The organism is Bacillus sp. FSL K6-2819 (assembly GCF_038008305.1).
Classification (GTDB): domain Bacteria; phylum Bacillota; class Bacilli; order Bacillales; family Bacillaceae; genus Bacillus; species Bacillus amyloliquefaciens.
Genome location: NZ_JBBOYV010000001.1, coordinates 3121568 through 3139674, shown reverse-complemented (window position 1 = coordinate 3139674; position 18107 = coordinate 3121568). Strand labels below are relative to the sequence as shown.

Genomic DNA, 18107 nt, shown 5'->3' with positions numbered 1-18107 from the left:
AGGAGTGAGATAAATGGCAGTATCTCTGTCCGAGGTGAAAGCGGCGGTAAGGATCGATACTGACGCTGATGACAAATTATTGGAGAAATATATTAAGGCTGCGGCTGACACCCTTATTTCTGCTGTAGGGGATAAGGTTGCTGGTTTTTACGATGATAACTCTATTTTTGACGTAGCAGTTATGAGATTGGTGGATCACTATTATAAAAACCGGTCTGCTACTTCAAACGGCGTAGAGGTGCGTGATATCCCATTTGGGATTACGCCCTCTATCATACAGTTGAAAGGCAAGTATTTACGACAATTGCAAAAACAAGAAGGAAGGTAAAAAACGGTGCCAATAGCGAAAACAGGCGACTTAAACGAGCGAATTACGTTTAATGTTCAAAAATCAACCAAAATTAACGGGGTGCCGAAAATGGGGCCGGTTGAGGTTGCTACGGTTTGGGCCGCGGTGTGGCGGCAACGCTTAAAAGACCGAATTAATAACCTGGGGGAAGGTATCACCAACAAAATAACATTTGTTGTCCGTCAAAATCTGCCTTTTAAAATTACAAATGATATGACGATCTCCCATAAAGGAACAGAATACAAAATCGTAGACATTGAACCGGATACCGTTAATTACGAATGGAAAACCATCATTTGTGAGGCGATAACATGAGTGTGGAAGTAGATATGACCGGTTTAGATGCTCAACTCCGTAAAGTGGCTTACCGGACAAAAAGTGGAGGCGTAAAAGCGACATTAGCGGGCGCTATGATCGTTAAAGAAGCTTTAAAGGTAAATACCCCTTACGAGAATGAATCTGACCGGAAATGGAAAGCACAGCGGCAAATTGAGGCTAAAACAGGGGAATCCCATGAGTTTAAACATATGCGTGACGATATCGTAATTTCAAAGCCTGACAAATTGGGCGAGGTAACGGTTGGCTATGGAAAGGATACGGCTTGGAGATCCCATTTTGTAAATGACGGCACAATTCATCAGCCGCCGCAGCATTTCGCAGAGAAAACCGTGGCAGAAACAAGGGAGACGGTAACGGCAACCATGCAGCACGTCATTGACACGGAGGTTGCCGGTTTATGAGCTTACTGACTGAAGCTTATGACCTTCTCACTGTTCAGGACAACCCGTTAATGATTAATGAGGATTACGTGTTTATGCATACGGTTCCGGTTGTCCTCCCGGACGGCACGGGTTTAAAAGACGCAAAGAACGCCATTGTGAAAATAAGTCATATTCTCAACAAAAGGGCGGGATATGCAAGTAATTTCAGTCGGGAAATTCAAACGTCTGTGCAAATACAAATTTGGTATGAGTATGACGACAGTTTGGCTGAACAATATGACGACTTACTAAATGGTTACTTTGAGTCAAACGGCTTTTATTCTTTCGAGAGTTACATATCCGTTGATCCGGATATTGAAAAGCTCTATTTAACGGCAAAATTCAAAAAAACAAGTGTGAATTAGTCACTGTCAGCCAGTGGCTTTTTTTAATACAAAAAATTAAGTAAAGGAATGATAATATATGGCGACTGTAGGTTTTGAATCCATTGTTATTACCGTCTTGGATGAAAACGAAAAAGCAACAGATAAAAAATTCGTGTTGGACGGGAAGAAAGATAAAAACGGCGTAGTTGAGGCCAATATCACAGGCTTGGCACCGACTAAAACGAAAAACTACGCGTCAAACATGGCGATTGACGTTTCCGCAAAAGGCACCGGGGATGTAAAATGCGAGCTGTCTATTTATAACTTACCGGATGATTGTTTGTCGGAAATTACCGGTATGGAAAAAGTAAACGGAATCTATCAGCTTGGAAAGGATACGAAGCCGCGGTTTGTGTCTGTGGAATGCTTATCATCTGATATAAACGGAAATAAGCTCCATATTGGTCTGTTAAAAGGAATGTTCGGCGCGCCGGATTCCGATCTAAAGACAAATGATGCAAACGTACAAACGGCGCAAGATAAAATTTCAGGGGAATTTATTGCCCGATCTTCTGACGGGCTGGTTTACGGTAAAGCAAACGAGGGGGATAAAGATTTTTCACAGGAAGCATGGGAAAAATTTATCCGTCCTTCTGATACACAAGCTGCATAAAATCACACTTTGCAGGGCCGGAAATCCCGGCCTCTTTTTAATCCGAAAAATTGAAACCGAAAAGGAGAAATGAACATGTTAAGAATCGAATTACTCAATCAAAAAGGTGAAAAAGTAGTCTATGAACAGGGGTTTATATCTAGTCGTAAAGTACGTGAAGCGTTGGCATTGCAGGATGAAATGGATAAAAATGAAAATCTGTCAGAGGCGGTACGTTTAGATAAAATGGTCACGTTCGTTGCCGATGTTTTCAGTGATGAAAAAGTAACGATGGATTCTATTTATGATGGAATAGACGCACGTAAACTTATGCGAACAATTGAGGGGATTATGGATATCGTCATGGGAAACGAGGAAGAGGGCTTAAAGGAAGTAGCGCTAAAGGCACAGGAGTAACAGCAGCCGAGGCCCTCAGAAACTTAAAAAAAATGTATAGAAATTTGATGGAGGCCGGATGGTCGTTTCGTGATATCGACGAAGCAGATTATTACGGCCTTTTAGATGTGCTATCGGAAGACGCGCATGTGATGACGGGGGAAGAATTCTTTAATTCGATTACGTAAGAAAGGAGGGAGAACATGGCCGAGGGTGTTGTCATTAAAGTTGGTTTAGATGGAACAAAAGTAACGCAAAGTTTAAAAGCTATTAAAAACACTGTTGCGGCATCTACCAGCCAATGGAAAGCTGAGTTTCAAATTTTCAAAAATGCCGGGGATCAATTAGGCATGTTGGGCGCAAAGTATGACGGATTAAGCCGGACGATCAAGATACAAGACGTACAAGTTAAAAAGCTGACAGAATCGTATAACAAGGCCGTTGAAAAGTATGGGAAGAATAGCGAAGCGGCTATGCGTTACGCAAATCAAATCAACAATACAACCCGGAGGCAGGCGCTTTACCGTCAAGAATTGAAAGATACTGAGATCGCTATGAATGATCAAAAGAGAGGGACAAGCCTTGTACGGGAAAACCTGTCTTTATTAACAAGGGAAACAACGGCAGCGATCAACAAATTCAAATCCCAGGGCAAAGCGCTCCGGGCCAATAAAGAAGAATACAAGGGCCTTGGAAATCAGATTAAGGAACGTAACCAGCTTATTGAAAAAGAAAAGCTGAAACTACAGGAATTAATAGAGAAAAAAGGCGCCGACAATATCGCAACCAAAAAGCAACGCACAGCCATTTTGGAATTGGAAGCGGCACAAGCATCTGCTGTCAGCCGGTATAAAACACTCAATAGGCAAGTGGGTAGCTCTTCAAAACTCAGTTTAACGTTTCGCGATAACGTCAACAAATTAAGGGATTCTGTGAACCGGGCCAGCGATAAATTAACGAGTGCCGGCCATTCAATGACAGCAGCCACATTTGGCATTGGAGGGGCATTTGTTTACGGAACAAAGCAGGCCGTTGAATTTGAACGGAAAATGACGGACATTAAGTCCTTGCTTGAATCTGACGGGGAATCTGCGAAAGAGGCCGGAGAGATTACAAAGGACATGGAAAAGCAAGCGACGGAGCTATCCGGAAAATACGGTATTTCTGTCCAAAAAATCGGTGATGCGTATGAAACCATGATCCGTAAGGGTGATACCGGCCGGCAAGCCATTGCTGCGGTTGAAAAAATGATTAAAGCGTCAACGGCTGCGGGATCTGAATTTAAAGAAACAACAAAAGTTTCTATGAACGTCATGGAGCAATTTTTTGACAAGTCAAAGTCAGCGGCAAAGACGGCCGAGAACACGACGAGAGTTACAAACGCCATGACTTACGCGGCGGATCATGGATCGGCTAAATTCACAGAATTGGGCTATTCCATGAACTATGTAGGGGATTATGCTAAATCCGTCGGCTACTCAATGGAAGATATGGCAGCATACCTTGAAGTCATGTCAAGGCGCGGCGTGGAGGGAACGTCCGCCGGTACTGGCCTGCGTGGAGTTATGGCTAGCCTTGTTAAGCCGTCAAGACAGGCAGCTAATGCAATGCACGACATTGGCCTTAAAACAAGTGACTCACACGGGAACTTGTTGAGATTGTCCGAAATTGTGGAACAGTTGCGCGAAAAAACAAAAGGAATGGGAACCGAGGAAAAAGGGAATTTACTTTCCCGCATGTTTGGCCGGACTTCCCTTCCTACTATTACCGCGTTAATGACGGAATCAGGGGAGCACCTGGACAAGTTTTCTGCGAAAATCAAGAATGCCGAAAAGACGGATTATGCCGGAACCGTTACAAACCGCATGATGAAATCAGGGAAAAAGCAGCTTGATATTTTCAAAGAAACATCCAAAAACTTTGCTATGGAAGTATCAGCAACCCTGCTGCCGTCTGTGACATCGCTTGTAAAGCATCTTAATAAATTACTTGTGAAATTTGAAAATCTGTCACCCAAAACAAAGAAAACAATTGGTACCGTTGCGGCTCTGACTGCAGTATTCGCCCCTCTTGCTATTGGTTTAGGGGCTGTGTTTAAAGCTATCAGCATTACAACGTCCGGCCTCATGGGTTTAGGTCGGGCCGTCTCCTTTGTTGCGAAATCACCTTTTACCTTCTTCAAAAATGCAAGATTGGAAGGAACGAAGACCAACAAAGTTTTAAAAGGGATCGGCAAGGGTTTTAAATGGACTGGAAAACTGGCATGGGGCGGCGTAAAGAAGACCGGTTCAGCTATTAAAATATTTGGCAAAGGGATCGGAAAAGCCTTCAAATGGACGGGCAAGCTGGTATGGAGCGGTGTGAAGAAAACCGGCTCATTAATTAAGATTTTCGGAAAAGGAATCGGCAAAGCGTTTAAGTGGACTGGAAAACTGGCGTGGTCAGGTGTTAAGGCTGCGGGCCGGGGGATTACTGCCTCCGGTAAGGCCATCGGAAAATCTTTTAAATGGACGGCTCGTCTTGTTGCTACTGGTATCAAAAAAACAATTGTCGGTATTGGTGTAGCTTCAAAAGCTACAGCAAAAGGCATAAAAACAATGACAAAAGCGTCTCTATCCTTTGCGAAAACAGGGGGTATTTGGGTTGCACAAAAAGTGAAAATACTTGCAGTGGCAACAGCTCAAAGGGTCGCGGCAGCGTCAACAAAAGCATGGGCGGTCGCTCAAAGAGTATTAAATGTTGCTTTAAAAGCGAATCCCATCGGGCTTGTTATTACGGCTATTGGCCTGCTTGTAGCTGCAGTTATCTATTCGTATAAACACTTTAAGGGATTCCGAAAAGTGGTTGACTCTGTTTGGTCGGGCGTGAAGAAAGCTTTTTCTTCATCGGTCAAATACTGCAAAAAGCTTTTTACAAGATTGTCTAAGCATTTTGGCGATACATGGGGGGATATAAAGGACGAATTTAACAGCGCAACAAAATTAATTAAGAGCATTCTAAAAACCTTTTCTGATTTTTTTCATGGCCGATGGGACAAACTTTGGGACGATGTTAAAGAAATTGTTAAAAAGGGCGTGAAGCTTGTTAAATCACATTTCAAGGCCGGATTTAATTTCTTGAATAAAATAACAGGCGGAACGCTAGGGAAGATGTGGAAAAAGGTTTCTAAAGTCGGCGGGGATATTATTTCTTTCTTTAAGAAACTGCCCGGAAAAATGGCTGACGGGATTAAAAGCGGAGCTAAAGCGCTTGGAAATGCCGGGATTTTTGTAGGGAATAAACTGATTGATGGCGTAGAAAGTGTAACAAATGGCGTCATTGGCGGTGTAAACTGGGTTCTTAAAAAAGTTGATATGCCAACGATCGACGACGTTAAACTGAAACATATTCCTTACTTTGCAAAAGGAACATGGCAGGGTGATCCGAACGCATTCGCCGGCGGGCTTGCTCATGTTGGTGATGGTGGTAAACATGAATTAATGCGTTTTCCAAACGGGGAAATGGCCCTATCTCCAAACACAGATACCGTCATGAATCTACCGCGAGGTACGTCAATTTTAGGCGGTGACAAAACCGAACAATTAATGAAAAGCGGGACACTGCCGAAATTTTCAATTGGAACTTGGCTCGGTTCTGCAAAAGACTTTATTAAGGGCGGCTGGAGCAAACTTAAAGACATTGGATCAAATATCTATGATTATTTATCCGATCCGACGAAATTATTAAATACGGTTGTTTCTAAATTCGCCGGCTCCGCGCTTGGGAAGCTGGGCGGCTCCGTCCTTGATATGGGAAAAGGGATAATTAAAAAGATTATCAGCGGCGTGAAAGACAAACTGACTGATTTTGCATCCGGCGGCATTGATACTGGCGATGTGAAGGTTTCCGGCTCCCTGAAATCATGGGTAAAAAAAGGAATGAAGATTGCAGGCGTAAGCGGCGCCGCATGGGAAAAAGGTTTAGAGACAATAGCGATACATGAATCCGGTGGCACAGCCGGTTCCCATGTGAACAAATGGGATTCAAACTGGCGGGCCGGTCATCCGTCTGCCGGGTTAATGCAGATGATTGAAACAACGTTTGCATCTTATGCCAAGGCTGGTCATAAACAATGGCTGAACCCGATAGACCAGGTAGCGTCAGCAATCGGATATATTGAATCAAGGTATCACGGGATCGCGAATGTACCCGGCATTAAGGCGCTGGCTCATGGACGTAAATACATCGGATATGCTACCGGTACGGATCATCATAACGGCGGCCCGGCAGTTTTGGGCGACGGCGGGCAGCGTGAACCATATTTAACGCCACAGGGCCGGTTTGGTGTAAGTCCGAACGTGCCGACTCTTTTCGCAAACCTACCAAAAGGCACGAAAGTATGGCCGTCTATTAAAGCGTTTAAAGAGCAAGTGGGGCACTTTGCGAAAGGGACAAATGAGGTTTGGGTTGATGGCTATTACCGAGATAACGGAACCTACGTAAAAGGATATTGGCGGAAAAAACCCAAAAGTCATTCAACAAAATCGGGTTCCTCAAAGAAAACAAAAACGAGAACCATTATAAAGTATGTGACACGGCCGGCGGCCAACAACAAAACACTGAGTAAGGAGGCAAAAAAACAAAAGGCTGCAGCAGCGGCAAAGAAAAAAGCGGCTGAACTCAGTAAGAAAATTTCTGACAGCATTTCAACGATCATTACAGATTACAGGGCCGGGAAAATTTCAGCCAAAACCGAAAGGGCACGACTTGAAGCCATTCAAAAGAATCATAAATTAACAGCGACACAACGTAACCGCATTGTTGCGGCAATTGGTGCGTCAAGTAAAGCCATTGCAAAGCAAATCAGCTCCTATAATAACGCGATAGGCAACGCAATTAATAAGTTTGACAGCACAATGAAAACAATCAGAACAACATATAACAATGCGGTGGCAGATGCGAAAAAAACGTATCAATCGGCTTTGAATGAAAACAGAAACACGGCGTACACGACTTTTGCAATGTTTGATAAGGCGGAACAATCGAAAGTGTCCGGGGTGGGCCTGCTGCGTAATCTTAAATCACAAAATTCTCTTTATAAAAAATTCACATCGAATATAAAGAAATTACAGCGGCGCGGCGCCTCTAAAAAGATGATTAATGAACTGCTGCAACAAGGGCCTTCCGCAAATGCAGACGTAGAGGCATTGTTGAGCCTGTCTGCAAGTGACTGGAAGTCTTACAAAGGAGCGTACTCGGAAAAGACCAAGACAGCAAATGCTTTGGGTGATCTCACAACCTCATACGGTGGTGCAAAAACTGATCTTAACAAGGCTTTAAAAACAGCAAAGGCTAAATATCAATCAAGCGTGAATGATGCCGTAAATACGTTGGGAAATGCCATGAAATCGGCCAATAAAAAATATAAAAGCACCGGGATAACACTCAGCGGCCATTTTGTAAGCGGAATTGTAAATGGGTTGAAAAAGAGTCAAAAGGATGTTTCATCTGCTGCCGAGAAAATCGCACACAATATCGAAAATTCAATCCGGAAGAGATTAGATATTCATTCGCCTTCTCGTGTTGCAGTGCGGCTTATGGGTTTCTTTGGTGATGGTCTTGTGAATGGTCTGACTGGCAGCATCAGCAACGTTTCGCGGGCGGCCCTTCACGTCTCGGATTCCATCACAAAAAATATTATCCCGATAGATGGAACGGCAGCTATAAACGGATTGCAAAAGATGGCAAATGCTTCAATTGAACAATTGCCTAATAAGAAGTCTGAGTCTAACACTAATAGGATTGAAGACCTTCTTACCAAGATACTGTTCTCTCAAGAAAGAACTAATCAATTGTTACAATCAGCCATAGGACAAAATATGAATACCAACGAAGGGAATATTCTTAAAACGTTGGCCAAATTCTTGAATGAAGTAAACGGAAATGCTCTAGGGATTAATTCTTACATGCAAGGGGGTTAAAGGTGAGTATACTTCAAGATTTAATAGTTGAGAAAAACGGAAAAGAGCAACTTTTATCTGAAACTGTAGACCTACGTGGTCTGCAGTTTTTAGATATGACAGTATCTGCTCCATCAATAACCCAGAATTATTTAACTAATCCGGGGCTAGATGGTCAAATTGAAGCCGGTAAAGCAGTTTATGGTGCTCGTACAGTAAGCGCCAATTTTTTATTTAAAGGAAGGGATTTATTTGATTTTGAATTAGGGTGTAAAGCTATTCATGCCTTCCTGTTTGAAAGAGAAGCATACCATATTAGAACATCGTTAATGCCTGGGATCCGATATAGAGTTTTGGCGAAACCATATGAAACGACCAGAATTAACATGGTTGATATGTCATTTACAGTTGAATTTGATTTGCCTTCGGGTTTTAGGGAAGCAGTGAAAACCACTCTTGAAGCACCATTTGTTTTTAATGATGGATCCTGGCAAATCGGTATGAATTTACCTTCAGATAAAGAACTGTCATATGTGTTTAACACAAGTGAGTTTTCAGTGTTCAATGCTTCGGATATTACAATTAATCCTTTGAAATACAACATGTTAGAAATTGCATTAACTTGTGTAGGTAAACCTGTTATCACAAACAAAACTACAGGCGATGTCTTTAAACTAAATAAAGAAATGAATGCTTCAGATGCTTTGTTGTTAGATGGGTTTGATCCCTATTTGAATAATTCGAGATGTGGACGTGACACAAATCATGGTGTCATTACTCTTGCTAAAGGTTGGAATCAATTTTTAATTACAGGTTGCTCAAACCCAGTAATAGCTTTTAATACAAGATTCCTTTACTTGTAGGTGTTCTTTATGGAAATCCTTTTAGTTAAGACTAAAGATTATGAAGAAATTGTTACAGGGTTTTCAGACTTTGAACGGACTGTTGAAAACAATTTAACTAACTGGCAAGTAACATTCAACATAGTCCAAACAAAACACAACGAGTTTGTGTTTAATCTTCTTCAAAGTGACGATGCGTCTTTAATTGTCAATGGACAAGAGTTTGTAATACAACAAATTAATCCAGTAGTAAACGGGAATTCTCAAACACTTAGTGTTACAGCAACTCATGTTTATTTTGAAATTCAAAAGAAAATAAGACCTAAAGATGTGTTGGATGCTGATTACGACGAAGAAAGTAAACCTGAGCACACGTTGGCTGAGTATCTTGATTACTTATTTAAAGGAAACAAGTATGGTTATACCTATGAAATCAAAGGCACGTTCAAGATTAAGAAAAAAATTACTGAATTCGGAAACTCTGATTCCGTAACTCTTATCAATACCCTAATAGATACCTTTGAATGTTTTATTAAGGCGGACAATAAAAAAGTAATCTTTATGGACGAAGCCAACTTTAAGCAATTGACACAAAAGCAATTTCGCTGGTTGTACAATACGGATGATATTAACTTGTCATTAGACAAAACAAATATACGCACAATGTGTTGGGTTTACCCTTATAAAGACCAACATGACAACTATTTCTTTGAACCTTACATATACACGTCACCCAATGTTTCAAGGTTTGGGGAATCGTTTAGTGAACCGGTTGATCTTTCAACGGACACAGATGCAACAACAAAAAAGTATACAGATCAGCAAGCTCTTAAGGCACTTCAAGATGTACCTGAAACCACATTCACCCTCAACTATTATGGGAAAGACACTCCGCAAATTGGGGAGGTTTGGATGGCTATAATAGAGCCTATGGCATTAGATGTCGATGTTCCGATTGTTGGGATCAAGGATAGTCCGTTTGATGATTCTAAACCAATTGAATTAACACTAAGTAATGCTAAAAAGGACATGTTATCCGTTCAACAACAAATTTCTAAAAAGGCTAACTTAGCATATCAGAAATCGAGTAAGACAAATACGATTATCAACAATATCCAAAATGCTGTATCAATCACTTGGAATTCCAGATTGATCTTGGAAAAAGTAGGTGAGGTAAATGACTGATATTGTGCAGTTGAGGGATTCGAAGAATGTTCCGTTTTACCCTAAAACACATATGAGCGCTGTAATTGGATTTAACCCCGATGATATCAACACGGCTACTCAATTAGCTTTAGATAGTAAAGTTGATAAAAAATCAGGATATACACTTTCTAAAAATGATTACACAGATGAAGACAAACAAAAGACTATGCAGCTCGGTGAACAATCATTGGAATTAAAGTCACCAAATGGGACAGCGTTTCTCATTGGTGTAAATGATGATGGTACATTGAGTGTGATGAAGAAAGGGGAAGATTTATGATTGAGTTAAATAAAGACTTACCAACAAGTCTTGGTGGTGAGTTTCGTGATGCGCTAGATAGCAATTTCACCAAGATTGAAGATGCTCTAAACAATTTTCAATCCGATAGTAATATGAAAGAAATTGAGCAAAAGATCAAAGAAAATAATGAAGAAATGTATAGAGAAATCAGGGCATTAATTGCTCCCGAAATGTCACCATTAGAGGTTACGGAGCAAGTGGAACAGGCGAAAACAGACAGTAAAAACGTCAAACACGCCACTTTATCGGAACGAATCGCGGCGGAAACAGCATACTCACAAAATAGTAATGAGTTAAATCAGCTTTTAAATATCACCGACAGCGGCCATATCAGTGTTGATTTTATTAAGAAAAGCAATCTGCTCAACGCAAAGAAAATCGCTATTTTGGGGGATAGTGTGGCCCACGGGCTACGCGCTCAATACAGCTTTGGGGATATCTTGAAAGAACGGACGGGGGCCGAGGTCATAAACCTTTCTGTCAGTGGCGTTAACATGAGCAATAACGGAAACAACAATATCTATCAGCAGGCTCTTAAAACGTCCGGGAACGATGTTGTCATTGTACAGGGAACGGATGATGACTGGTGTAACAGCATTGATGTAGGGACAGACGAAAAAGACATTACAAAATTCTACGGCGGTTTTTATCAAGTCATTCAACAGCTCCGTATGAGAAATAAAGGCTGTAAGATCATCGTGATGACTGCCACACGACAAGCGAAGATTACAAACGGAAAAATAGTCCGCCGGGATACGGATAAAAACAAATTGGGCCTGATATTGGCCGACTATGTGGATGCACAAAAGGAAGTGTGTACGCTGCTTTCTGTCCCGTATGCTGACATGTTTTATACGGATTTATTTGATCCTTACAATCCTGCATTCAGAAAGATGTGTATGTCAGAAGGGTTGCACCCGAATGAGATCGGGCATCAAATTATTTTCCAAGAAATTTGCCGGAATTATTTTTACTACTACGGATAAGGGAGCGTTTAAAACATGGCAAATCAAGATTTAGTTTTTGATATTAGCAAGGCACATTTAGAGCAAATTAACCAGCAGCTTATCATTGGAAGAGTGGGGGACGGCGGTTTAAAAGCGGTGACGGTATCAGTCATATCAAACGGTACGCCTTATGATCTAACCGGGAAAACTGTCTCTTTCGAAGGGCTGAAGCCTGACGGCACGCATATTATTGATACAAACGGCGGTATTGTCCTTAATGCCCAGGGCGGGATTTTTCGTTATGTGTTCCCTTACCAAGCATTTGCAGCGATGGGGGAATATGAACAGGCATTCTTTAAAGTGAGCCGAGACAGTCAGACAGACACCACATTAGAGTTTAAAATCAAAGTGCTTGAGAACAAAGTGGAAATGGGTATCAATTCAGTCTCTTTTATTTCTGATTTTGAAAATTTGAAGGCGCAGCTCAAACAAGCCTATGAAGACTTTTTAGAACAAATTAAATCAGACCAGGACGCAACACAAAATATCATAGAGGGCACTAAAACAACAATCCAATCATTGCAAGAGCAGCTAAACACCCTGAATACCAAAATTCAAAATAGTGATATTGTTACAACTGGGCAATACAACAATGATATGAAGACTCTCAATGATCAAATCAGTCAATTTAACAGTACAGTGGACAATATCCAAAAGACTGTTGATTCAGATTTAGCCGAAATGAAACAAAAAGTTGATACAGCAGTTGCCGACAAGATGGATAAAAAGCCCGTAGTCTTGGCAAATGTTCAAGACATCATTAGTACAGGTGTATATTGGTACGATACCAACACTAAAAACCTACCTCCAAAATTGAATAGCGATAATGCAAATGGATTTATTTTTGCAGTTTTCAGTGATCAGGATAATGGTTTAGTGACTTTGCAGGGATCTGATTGGCATATTGAAAAATATCAGGGAGCCTATCGTAATTGGGTGTCAAAATCACCAGTTCTATTGTTTTCAGGGAGCGCGAAAGCGGGGGATACTATTAAACTGGCTGCCGATATTTCTAATTTCAGCTATTTCCTTTTTGAAGTCCATTTTAAAACGGACTATTACTATGTTTCGACGCAGCGCCCCGTCCCGGTCGATACTGTTTTTTATATCAACAATGCCGGCCTAAAAAGCAACGGGAAAGGCATGTATCAAGATGAAATCAGACTGAAGTACACGGACGGAAAGACATTAGTTGTTACAGAATGTCTTTCGCTGGATACTGAAAAAATGGAAATCAGTAACCCCGAAATCTATATTTCGAGTATCAAGGGGGTCTTTTAATTGCAAATTGTCCTAAATGAAAACAACGAAGTAGCAGCTTATGCATTGGTGGGGGAACTGGATAAAGCAATTGAGATATCGGATGAATTTGCCACGGCTGAATTTATTTCCAATCCGTTCCGTTACAAATTATCTGATGGTGCACTGATTGTTAACCCGGATTATCAAAATCCCGTCATTAATGATTTGAATACGCCCGGCCCAATGGAGCAGGCCCAAGAGCAAATTGTGGCCCTTGTGCAGCAGCACATTACGGATAGTCAAACTATCAAGCAAATGCAAGATCAAATTATTCAATTGACTAAAGCAGTCATGACATTACAGAAAGGGGAATAGTAACACATGAATTTTCCAACATATGCAGATGCACAGGTTTATTATCAATGGGGTTTTGATATTTCATTTTGTGTGGAAGGCGGCGCCATTACTCCCGATCAATTTAAGGAGATTACCGGAAAGGATTACGGAGAAGAGTCAACGGAAACGGCAGGCGATGCCACACCCTCGGCCGGGTCTTCTGAGTCAACTGGCAGCACTACTGAGAGTGAACAAGTAAAGAACAATGAAACGGCACCTGTAACCTAAAGGTGTTTTTATTTTGTCAAAAAGGAGACGTCAACAATGGAAATGGATATCATGCAGTATTTGATGACTCAGGGGCCGTTTGCGGTGTTATTTTGCTCCCTGCTGTATTATGTCATGAAAACGAGCAGAGAGCGGGAGGCGAAGTTATACGGGCAAATTGATTCTCAAAATGAGCTTTTAGCAAGATTCAGTGATAAATATGAAATTGTCATTGATAAGCTGGACGAAATTCAAATGAAAATTGAAAAATAGGAGGATTCTTCATGTTGAATATGAGAGACAGGGGTACGGTCATTCGGACTGTGCTTCTTTTTATTGCATTAATTAACCAAACAATGCTGATGTTTGGAAAGTCTCCGCTAGAGATTACAGACAGCCAGGTGACTCAACTTGTGAATGGATTGTATACCGTCGGATCGGCGGCTTTTACAATTGGTACAACGTTGACAGCGTGGTTTAAAAATAACTACGTGACTGAGAAAGGCAATAAACAGAAAGCCATTCTGAAACACCACAAACTCATTAAATGAGGGGTTGCCGTTCGGCAGCCTCTTTTATATTTCAAAACAGAATAGGAGAGATTTTTATGTCATCATTCAGAAACCAATATATTGATATTAACAAATGGACGCGGCCGGGAATCAAAAACAACGGCGTGAAGAAACTGGCCGTTCATTACACGGCAAATCCCGGCGCGTCTGCTGCCAATCATTATAGATACTTTGGTCAAACGCTTCCTGCACAGAATAGAAATCTATCTGAGAAAAAACAGACGTTTGCATCAGCACATATTTTTGTCGATCGTATAGAGGCTATTTGCATCATTCCGTTGAATGAGGTGGCCTATCATGCGAATGACGTTCAGCAATTCGTCAACGGGCAGCCTTACCGGGGTGTCGCAGCGCTGAAACCGAATGCGAATTTCTTGTCTATAGGCGTGGAGCTTTGCATTGAAAAGGACGGAACTTTCCATCCGGATACCATTGCCCGTGCAGAACAAGTCTGCGCTGAGCTATGCAAGAAGTTTAAACTTGATCCGATCAATGACATCGTGCGGCACTATGACATTACACACAAAATCTGTCCGGCCCCATGGGTAAGCAGATCCCAAGGGTTTACTGATTTCAAGAATGGAGTAAAAGCGCGATTAGGTGGGGTAGTAATTAACAAACCAACTAACAACAAATCGAAAACCAACACCGATTCGAATAAAGGCCGTTTTATCAAAAACACGGTGGTTTCAAGTGACGGCCTTGTTTTACGTACGCAACGGAGCGCCTCTTCTTCCATGGTGCTTAACCTGCCGAACGGTACGGTTGTGAAATATCAGCTTGGATCAACTGTCAACGGATGGGGATATGTTGAATACACCAATTCAAAAGGCCAGACATTCCACGGGTATGTGAATGTCTCCTATATCAAAAGCGATAACGAACTGAAAAGCGGCGGCAAGAAGAGGTAACAGCCTCAAAGCCTAAAAACACTCAGAAATCAAAATTCAGCCTGCCTGCGGGTACTTTTAAAGTCACAAGCCCATTGACCCGAGGGGAGGCCGTAAAACAGATTCAAACAGCGCTGGCGGCTCTTCATTACTACCCGGATAAGAATGCAAAGAATTTCGGAATAGACGGCGCATATGGTTCGAAAACAGCAAATGCGGTCAAGCGATTCCAGTCTATGTATGGCCTGTCTGCTGATGGCATTTACGGGTCAAAGACGAAAGCAAAACTTGAATCACTATTGAAGTAATCCTAAGCTGCCTCCTTTTTCTAAGGGGGCTTTTTATGAGTTAATCTTGACGTAGAACAATTAATAACTCTTGACACAATATGTAGATAAAATAGGTGATTACGGTCATTTCATCTACATATTGTGTTTAGAGTGCTAAAAAGTTGGGCATGAAGAAAAAAACACTACATATGGTATGTCATTTTGTTTTCGAAGAACAAAATGTAGTATTATAAAGTTTTTGATTAAAAAAATCAAGAAAAACTTCAAATAAACCCTCGCAAATCATTGTATAAATGACGATAAAAGAGTAAAATCAAACTAAAATAACCGAGGAAGAAAAAATTGATCAAATGTACTTGTCGGATTGAGTCATTTTGCAACCATCTTCATCAGTTGATACTTGAAATAAATCAGTTGCATAGTGATTTTTCAACCAACTTCAGCTTAAAACAAGATGTAAAGCATGTTCATTTAAAAAAAACTCAAATAAGACACGTAACAGAAGTTACAGAAAAAAGGAACATTTTCTCAATCGACAATGATTTTTTTATTTTGCTCCAACATTACGCAGATAAACTAGAAGATATTGTCATTTATAATGACTTGGAATATCTGTACAGTGAATTTGATTTGCGGCTTAGAGTAAAACAACCAGATTCCATTGTCAATAAGCTTAAATATTATCGTGTGGGAAAAAAAGAAAGCGGGCAAATAGCTTTAAGAAAGTGCCTGAATGATTTGTTGGGTATTCGAATAACAATTGACTCTTTTGACCATAATAATAAATGCTTTCAGGACATGTGTGAGTTGTTGAAAAAACAATACAAAATAAATTGTATGGATTCTTCCAAAGGCGACTACAAAGCATTTCATTTTTATTTTTATGGTGAGAGTACTTTTTTCTTCCCATGGGAGCTTCAAATCTGGAGAACAGACGATAAAGAAGCGAATAATCGTTCGCATCAACTTCATAAACAAGCTTATAAAGGTTGGGCGTCGATTTATAAGAATTCCACAGAAGTGGAGAAGTAGAGGTGATAAACATGGCATTTCATTTTATCGCGATCATTAGTGATTTTTCTGGTGGTAGAAGAATGGGCTGGCACTATTCAAGTGAAGAAAGATTGGATAAAAACTACATTTCCGACTTCTTTGAAAGAGTTAAAGAAAAATGTGGCATGGTTCAATTCGGAATTCACAAACTATCAACCGATTCAACTAGTTGGAAATCTGTAACCGAGAAAGATTCCTTTTTCGATGATGTTTATGTTACAGAAGATATTTCAACCTTTATAGATGTGATCTCAAAAGACAAAGAACTAACCGCATATGATGTGGCGAAATTTGTCCTGTCTTTTAAACCAGCGTCTCACTTAAAATTACAAAAACTACTTTATTATATCTATGCGGAGTTTTTGTTGAAAACAGGGGAAAAGCTATTCAAAGAACCTATAGTAGCGTTTAAATATGGGCCAGTTATTGAGAGCATTTTCTATAAATACAAAACTCATGGCAAAAGTGAAATAGATTATGAAGAAGATGCTTCTATAAAGCTTCGTACAGACGATGTAGTAATAACACCTTCTTTTATGAAGATTTTATCTTCTGAGTATGGAATTGAAGCTCTTGGATGTATTATAGAAGTTCTTGTTAAGTACGGACGATATAGTGCATTTGGTTTAGTTGAAAAAACTCATCAAGATGGTGGGCCGTGGCATAGAGTATACAAACCAGGTCAAAATTGTGTAATAACTGATGAACTTATTACTCAATATCACCAACATGCGCTGTAAAAAAACTCTCATTTAATTGAGAGCTTTTTTTATTCTAAAAAATCCACACCTTTTTATGCTTATCCCATTTCAACATACGTTCCCTCATCAAACTTTTCACGGCAGCACGGATCGTCTGCTCATCTTTCCCGGTTTTCCTTTTCAATTGTTCCATGGAGGGATTTTTCCCGAAGCGGCTCATATTAAAAATAATCCGATACACTTTCGTTCAAAATCAGTCATACGCGATCAACTCCTGAAGTTAGTAATGTAGGAATTTATTTGGCTTTATCATAAAAAAGCCCAGTTATTAGTGGTCCTCCATTTTCAGCTTTTTCCTTCTGAACTGATCCATAAAGAATAATGGTTTGGTTCTCCTTTAACTTTGTAGGGAATAGCGCAAAAACATTATAAACACCATACCCGTTTTTCTCTTTAGATGAAATAATAAATTTCCCTCCAGCTTCGGCATTTTTGATTGCAGAAACTTCTCCTTTGATACGAACTATTTTATCTGGAGGGTCCTCAACATTGATTTTTTTGAAATCAGCGTCTTTTCTAATCTGTTGCTGCTTTTCCTCAGTTGAAATATCGTCCAGTTCATCTTGCTGAGAGGTGCTTGAGGTAATGGACTTTTTCTCAGTTGGCGAATCATCTGATTGAGCCATATAAGTAAATCCACAGATTGAGAGTAATAAGCTTATTGGCAATATCCATAGGCCTTTTTTTCTTGTTCTTTTGAAGAATAAAAGAATTAAACCAATTACGATTCCGATTGCGGAAAATATAGAGAGAAATCCCATAAATAAAATCATAATATCCTCCAATTTTTTAAGGTAACATTTACATTTTAAAACAGATGAGTGTAATTTTCTATTCTGTTCAGCGGGCTTAGGCTGGGCAACAACTATCCGATCGGATACGAAAGCAAAACTTGAAGCTCTAATATAAAAGAGAAA

The 18107-nt window shown here is 40.4% G+C and carries 20 protein-coding genes and 2 pseudogenes; 20 read left to right on the top strand and 2 right to left on the bottom strand.

What is annotated here, in order from left to right; all coding sequences use genetic code 11:
- The first annotated feature begins 13 nt into the window (after nucleotides 1–13).
- The 20 genes and pseudogenes from MHH91_RS16395 to MHH91_RS16300 all read left to right on the top strand — a co-directional run bounded on the left by MHH91_RS16395 (nucleotide 14) and on the right by MHH91_RS16300 (nucleotide 17169).
- Nucleotides 14–328, top strand: a complete 315-nt coding sequence (locus MHH91_RS16395) for a head-tail connector protein (protein ID WP_014471613.1) — start codon at nucleotides 14–16, stop codon at nucleotides 326–328.
- 6 nt (nucleotides 329–334) lie between these two features.
- Complete coding sequence (locus tag MHH91_RS16390) at nucleotides 335–664, top strand: phage head closure protein (protein ID WP_014471614.1); 330 nt, start codon at nucleotides 335–337, stop codon at nucleotides 662–664.
- The gene (locus MHH91_RS16385; protein ID WP_013351474.1) at nucleotides 661–1089 is read left to right on the top strand and encodes an HK97-gp10 family putative phage morphogenesis protein; all 429 of its coding nucleotides are present in this window, start codon (nucleotides 661–663) and stop codon (nucleotides 1087–1089) included. The genes MHH91_RS16390 and MHH91_RS16385 overlap by 4 nt, the downstream gene beginning before the upstream one ends.
- Nucleotides 1086–1475 carry a hypothetical protein gene (locus MHH91_RS16380; RefSeq protein WP_014471615.1) on the top strand — a complete coding sequence of 130 codons (390 nt, stop codon included), beginning with the start codon at nucleotides 1086–1088 and terminating at the stop codon, nucleotides 1473–1475. Before MHH91_RS16385 ends, MHH91_RS16380 begins: the two co-directional genes overlap by 4 nt.
- 58 nt (nucleotides 1476–1533) lie before the next feature.
- Nucleotides 1534–2109 carry a major tail protein gene (locus MHH91_RS16375; RefSeq protein ID WP_014471616.1) on the top strand — a complete coding sequence of 192 codons (576 nt, stop codon included), beginning with the start codon at nucleotides 1534–1536 and terminating at the stop codon, nucleotides 2107–2109.
- Nucleotides 2110–2184: 75 nt separating this feature from the next.
- A complete protein-coding gene (gene gpG / locus MHH91_RS16370; RefSeq protein ID WP_013351477.1) occupies nucleotides 2185–2505 on the top strand; it encodes a phage tail assembly chaperone G in 321 nt (106 codons plus the stop codon).
- Between the two features lie 32 nt (nucleotides 2506–2537).
- Nucleotides 2538–2672, top strand: coding sequence for a hypothetical protein (locus MHH91_RS16365; protein WP_013351478.1), 135 nt, complete (start codon nucleotides 2538–2540; stop codon nucleotides 2670–2672).
- Nucleotides 2673–2687: 15 nt separating this feature from the next.
- Nucleotides 2688–8444 carry a phage tail tape measure protein gene (locus tag MHH91_RS16360; protein WP_340978192.1) on the top strand — a complete coding sequence of 1919 codons (5757 nt, stop codon included), beginning with the start codon at nucleotides 2688–2690 and terminating at the stop codon, nucleotides 8442–8444.
- A gap of 2 nt (nucleotides 8445–8446) precedes the next feature.
- Nucleotides 8447–9286, top strand: coding sequence for a phage tail domain-containing protein (locus MHH91_RS16355; RefSeq protein ID WP_013351480.1), 840 nt, complete (start codon nucleotides 8447–8449; stop codon nucleotides 9284–9286).
- A 9-nt stretch (nucleotides 9287–9295) separates the two neighbouring features.
- A complete protein-coding gene (locus MHH91_RS16350) occupies nucleotides 9296–10450 on the top strand; it encodes a prophage endopeptidase tail family protein (RefSeq protein WP_198697953.1) in 1155 nt (384 codons plus the stop codon).
- The gene (locus tag MHH91_RS16345) at nucleotides 10443–10751 is read left to right on the top strand and encodes a hypothetical protein (protein ID WP_013351482.1); all 309 of its coding nucleotides are present in this window, start codon (nucleotides 10443–10445) and stop codon (nucleotides 10749–10751) included. Before MHH91_RS16350 ends, MHH91_RS16345 begins: the two co-directional genes overlap by 8 nt.
- A gap of 113 nt (nucleotides 10752–10864) precedes the next feature.
- On the top strand, nucleotides 10865–11758 hold the full coding sequence (locus MHH91_RS16340) for an SGNH/GDSL hydrolase family protein (RefSeq protein ID WP_340978722.1): 894 nt from the start codon (nucleotides 10865–10867) through the stop codon (nucleotides 11756–11758).
- Nucleotides 11759–11773: 15 nt separating this feature from the next.
- The gene (locus MHH91_RS16335) at nucleotides 11774–13060 is read left to right on the top strand and encodes a phage baseplate upper protein (protein WP_014471620.1); all 1287 of its coding nucleotides are present in this window, start codon (nucleotides 11774–11776) and stop codon (nucleotides 13058–13060) included.
- Complete coding sequence (locus MHH91_RS16330) at nucleotides 13061–13396, top strand: DUF2977 domain-containing protein (RefSeq protein WP_198697952.1); 336 nt, start codon at nucleotides 13061–13063, stop codon at nucleotides 13394–13396. It abuts the gene before it with no gap.
- A 6-nt stretch (nucleotides 13397–13402) separates the two neighbouring features.
- Nucleotides 13403–13645 (top strand): XkdX family protein, encoded by a 243-nt coding sequence (locus tag MHH91_RS16325; RefSeq protein ID WP_013351486.1) that lies wholly within the window; start codon nucleotides 13403–13405, stop codon nucleotides 13643–13645.
- A 36-nt stretch (nucleotides 13646–13681) separates the two neighbouring features.
- The gene (locus MHH91_RS16320) at nucleotides 13682–13897 is read left to right on the top strand and encodes a BhlA/UviB family holin-like peptide (protein WP_013351487.1); all 216 of its coding nucleotides are present in this window, start codon (nucleotides 13682–13684) and stop codon (nucleotides 13895–13897) included.
- Between the two features lie 14 nt (nucleotides 13898–13911).
- Nucleotides 13912–14175, top strand: a complete 264-nt coding sequence (locus MHH91_RS16315) for a phage holin (protein ID WP_232502502.1) — start codon at nucleotides 13912–13914, stop codon at nucleotides 14173–14175.
- A gap of 56 nt (nucleotides 14176–14231) precedes the next feature.
- Nucleotides 14232–15394, top strand: a pseudogene (locus MHH91_RS16310) (N-acetylmuramoyl-L-alanine amidase).
- A 324-nt stretch (nucleotides 15395–15718) separates the two neighbouring features.
- Complete coding sequence (locus tag MHH91_RS16305) at nucleotides 15719–16408, top strand: hypothetical protein (RefSeq protein ID WP_014304519.1); 690 nt, start codon at nucleotides 15719–15721, stop codon at nucleotides 16406–16408.
- 11 nt (nucleotides 16409–16419) lie between these two features.
- The gene (locus MHH91_RS16300; RefSeq protein WP_014304520.1) at nucleotides 16420–17169 is read left to right on the top strand and encodes a Panacea domain-containing protein; all 750 of its coding nucleotides are present in this window, start codon (nucleotides 16420–16422) and stop codon (nucleotides 17167–17169) included.
- Between the two features lie 34 nt (nucleotides 17170–17203).
- On the opposite strand, the pseudogene MHH91_RS16295 reads toward MHH91_RS16300, so the two are convergent.
- Both MHH91_RS16295 and MHH91_RS16290 read right to left on the bottom strand, forming a co-directional pair.
- Nucleotides 17204–17391 (bottom strand): annotated as a pseudogene (locus MHH91_RS16295) (hypothetical protein).
- 35 nt (nucleotides 17392–17426) lie between these two features.
- Nucleotides 17427–17963, bottom strand: a complete 537-nt coding sequence (locus MHH91_RS16290; protein ID WP_121549048.1) for a hypothetical protein — start codon at nucleotides 17961–17963, stop codon at nucleotides 17427–17429.
- Between the last annotated feature and the right edge of the window lie 144 nt (nucleotides 17964–18107).

Bases quoted from the DNA above. Each gene is read 5' to 3' on its own strand.
- gpG (WP_013351477.1), top strand. From the start codon at position 2,185: ATGTTAAGAATCGAATTACTCAATCAAAAAGGTGAAAAAGTAGTCTAT.
- MHH91_RS16345 (WP_013351482.1), top strand. From the start codon at position 10,443: ATGACTGATATTGTGCAGTTGAGGGATTCGAAGAATGTTCCGTTTTAC.
- MHH91_RS16335 (WP_014471620.1), top strand. From the start codon at position 11,774: ATGGCAAATCAAGATTTAGTTTTTGATATTAGCAAGGCACATTTAGAG.
- MHH91_RS16395 (WP_014471613.1), top strand. From the start codon at position 14: ATGGCAGTATCTCTGTCCGAGGTGAAAGCGGCGGTAAGGATCGATACT.
- MHH91_RS16380 (WP_014471615.1), top strand. From the start codon at position 1,086: ATGAGCTTACTGACTGAAGCTTATGACCTTCTCACTGTTCAGGACAAC.
- MHH91_RS16290 (WP_121549048.1), bottom strand. From the start codon at position 17,963: ATGATTTTATTTATGGGATTTCTCTCTATATTTTCCGCAATCGGAATC.
- MHH91_RS16365 (WP_013351478.1), top strand. From the start codon at position 2,538: ATGTATAGAAATTTGATGGAGGCCGGATGGTCGTTTCGTGATATCGAC.
- MHH91_RS16350 (WP_198697953.1), top strand. From the start codon at position 9,296: ATGGAAATCCTTTTAGTTAAGACTAAAGATTATGAAGAAATTGTTACA.
- MHH91_RS16375 (WP_014471616.1), top strand. From the start codon at position 1,534: ATGGCGACTGTAGGTTTTGAATCCATTGTTATTACCGTCTTGGATGAA.
- MHH91_RS16385 (WP_013351474.1), top strand. From the start codon at position 661: ATGAGTGTGGAAGTAGATATGACCGGTTTAGATGCTCAACTCCGTAAA.
- MHH91_RS16325 (WP_013351486.1), top strand. From the start codon at position 13,403: ATGAATTTTCCAACATATGCAGATGCACAGGTTTATTATCAATGGGGT.
- MHH91_RS16320 (WP_013351487.1), top strand. From the start codon at position 13,682: ATGGAAATGGATATCATGCAGTATTTGATGACTCAGGGGCCGTTTGCG.
- MHH91_RS16340 (WP_340978722.1), top strand. From the start codon at position 10,865: ATGAAAGAAATTGAGCAAAAGATCAAAGAAAATAATGAAGAAATGTAT.
- MHH91_RS16360 (WP_340978192.1), top strand. From the start codon at position 2,688: ATGGCCGAGGGTGTTGTCATTAAAGTTGGTTTAGATGGAACAAAAGTA.
- MHH91_RS16300 (WP_014304520.1), top strand. From the start codon at position 16,420: ATGGCATTTCATTTTATCGCGATCATTAGTGATTTTTCTGGTGGTAGA.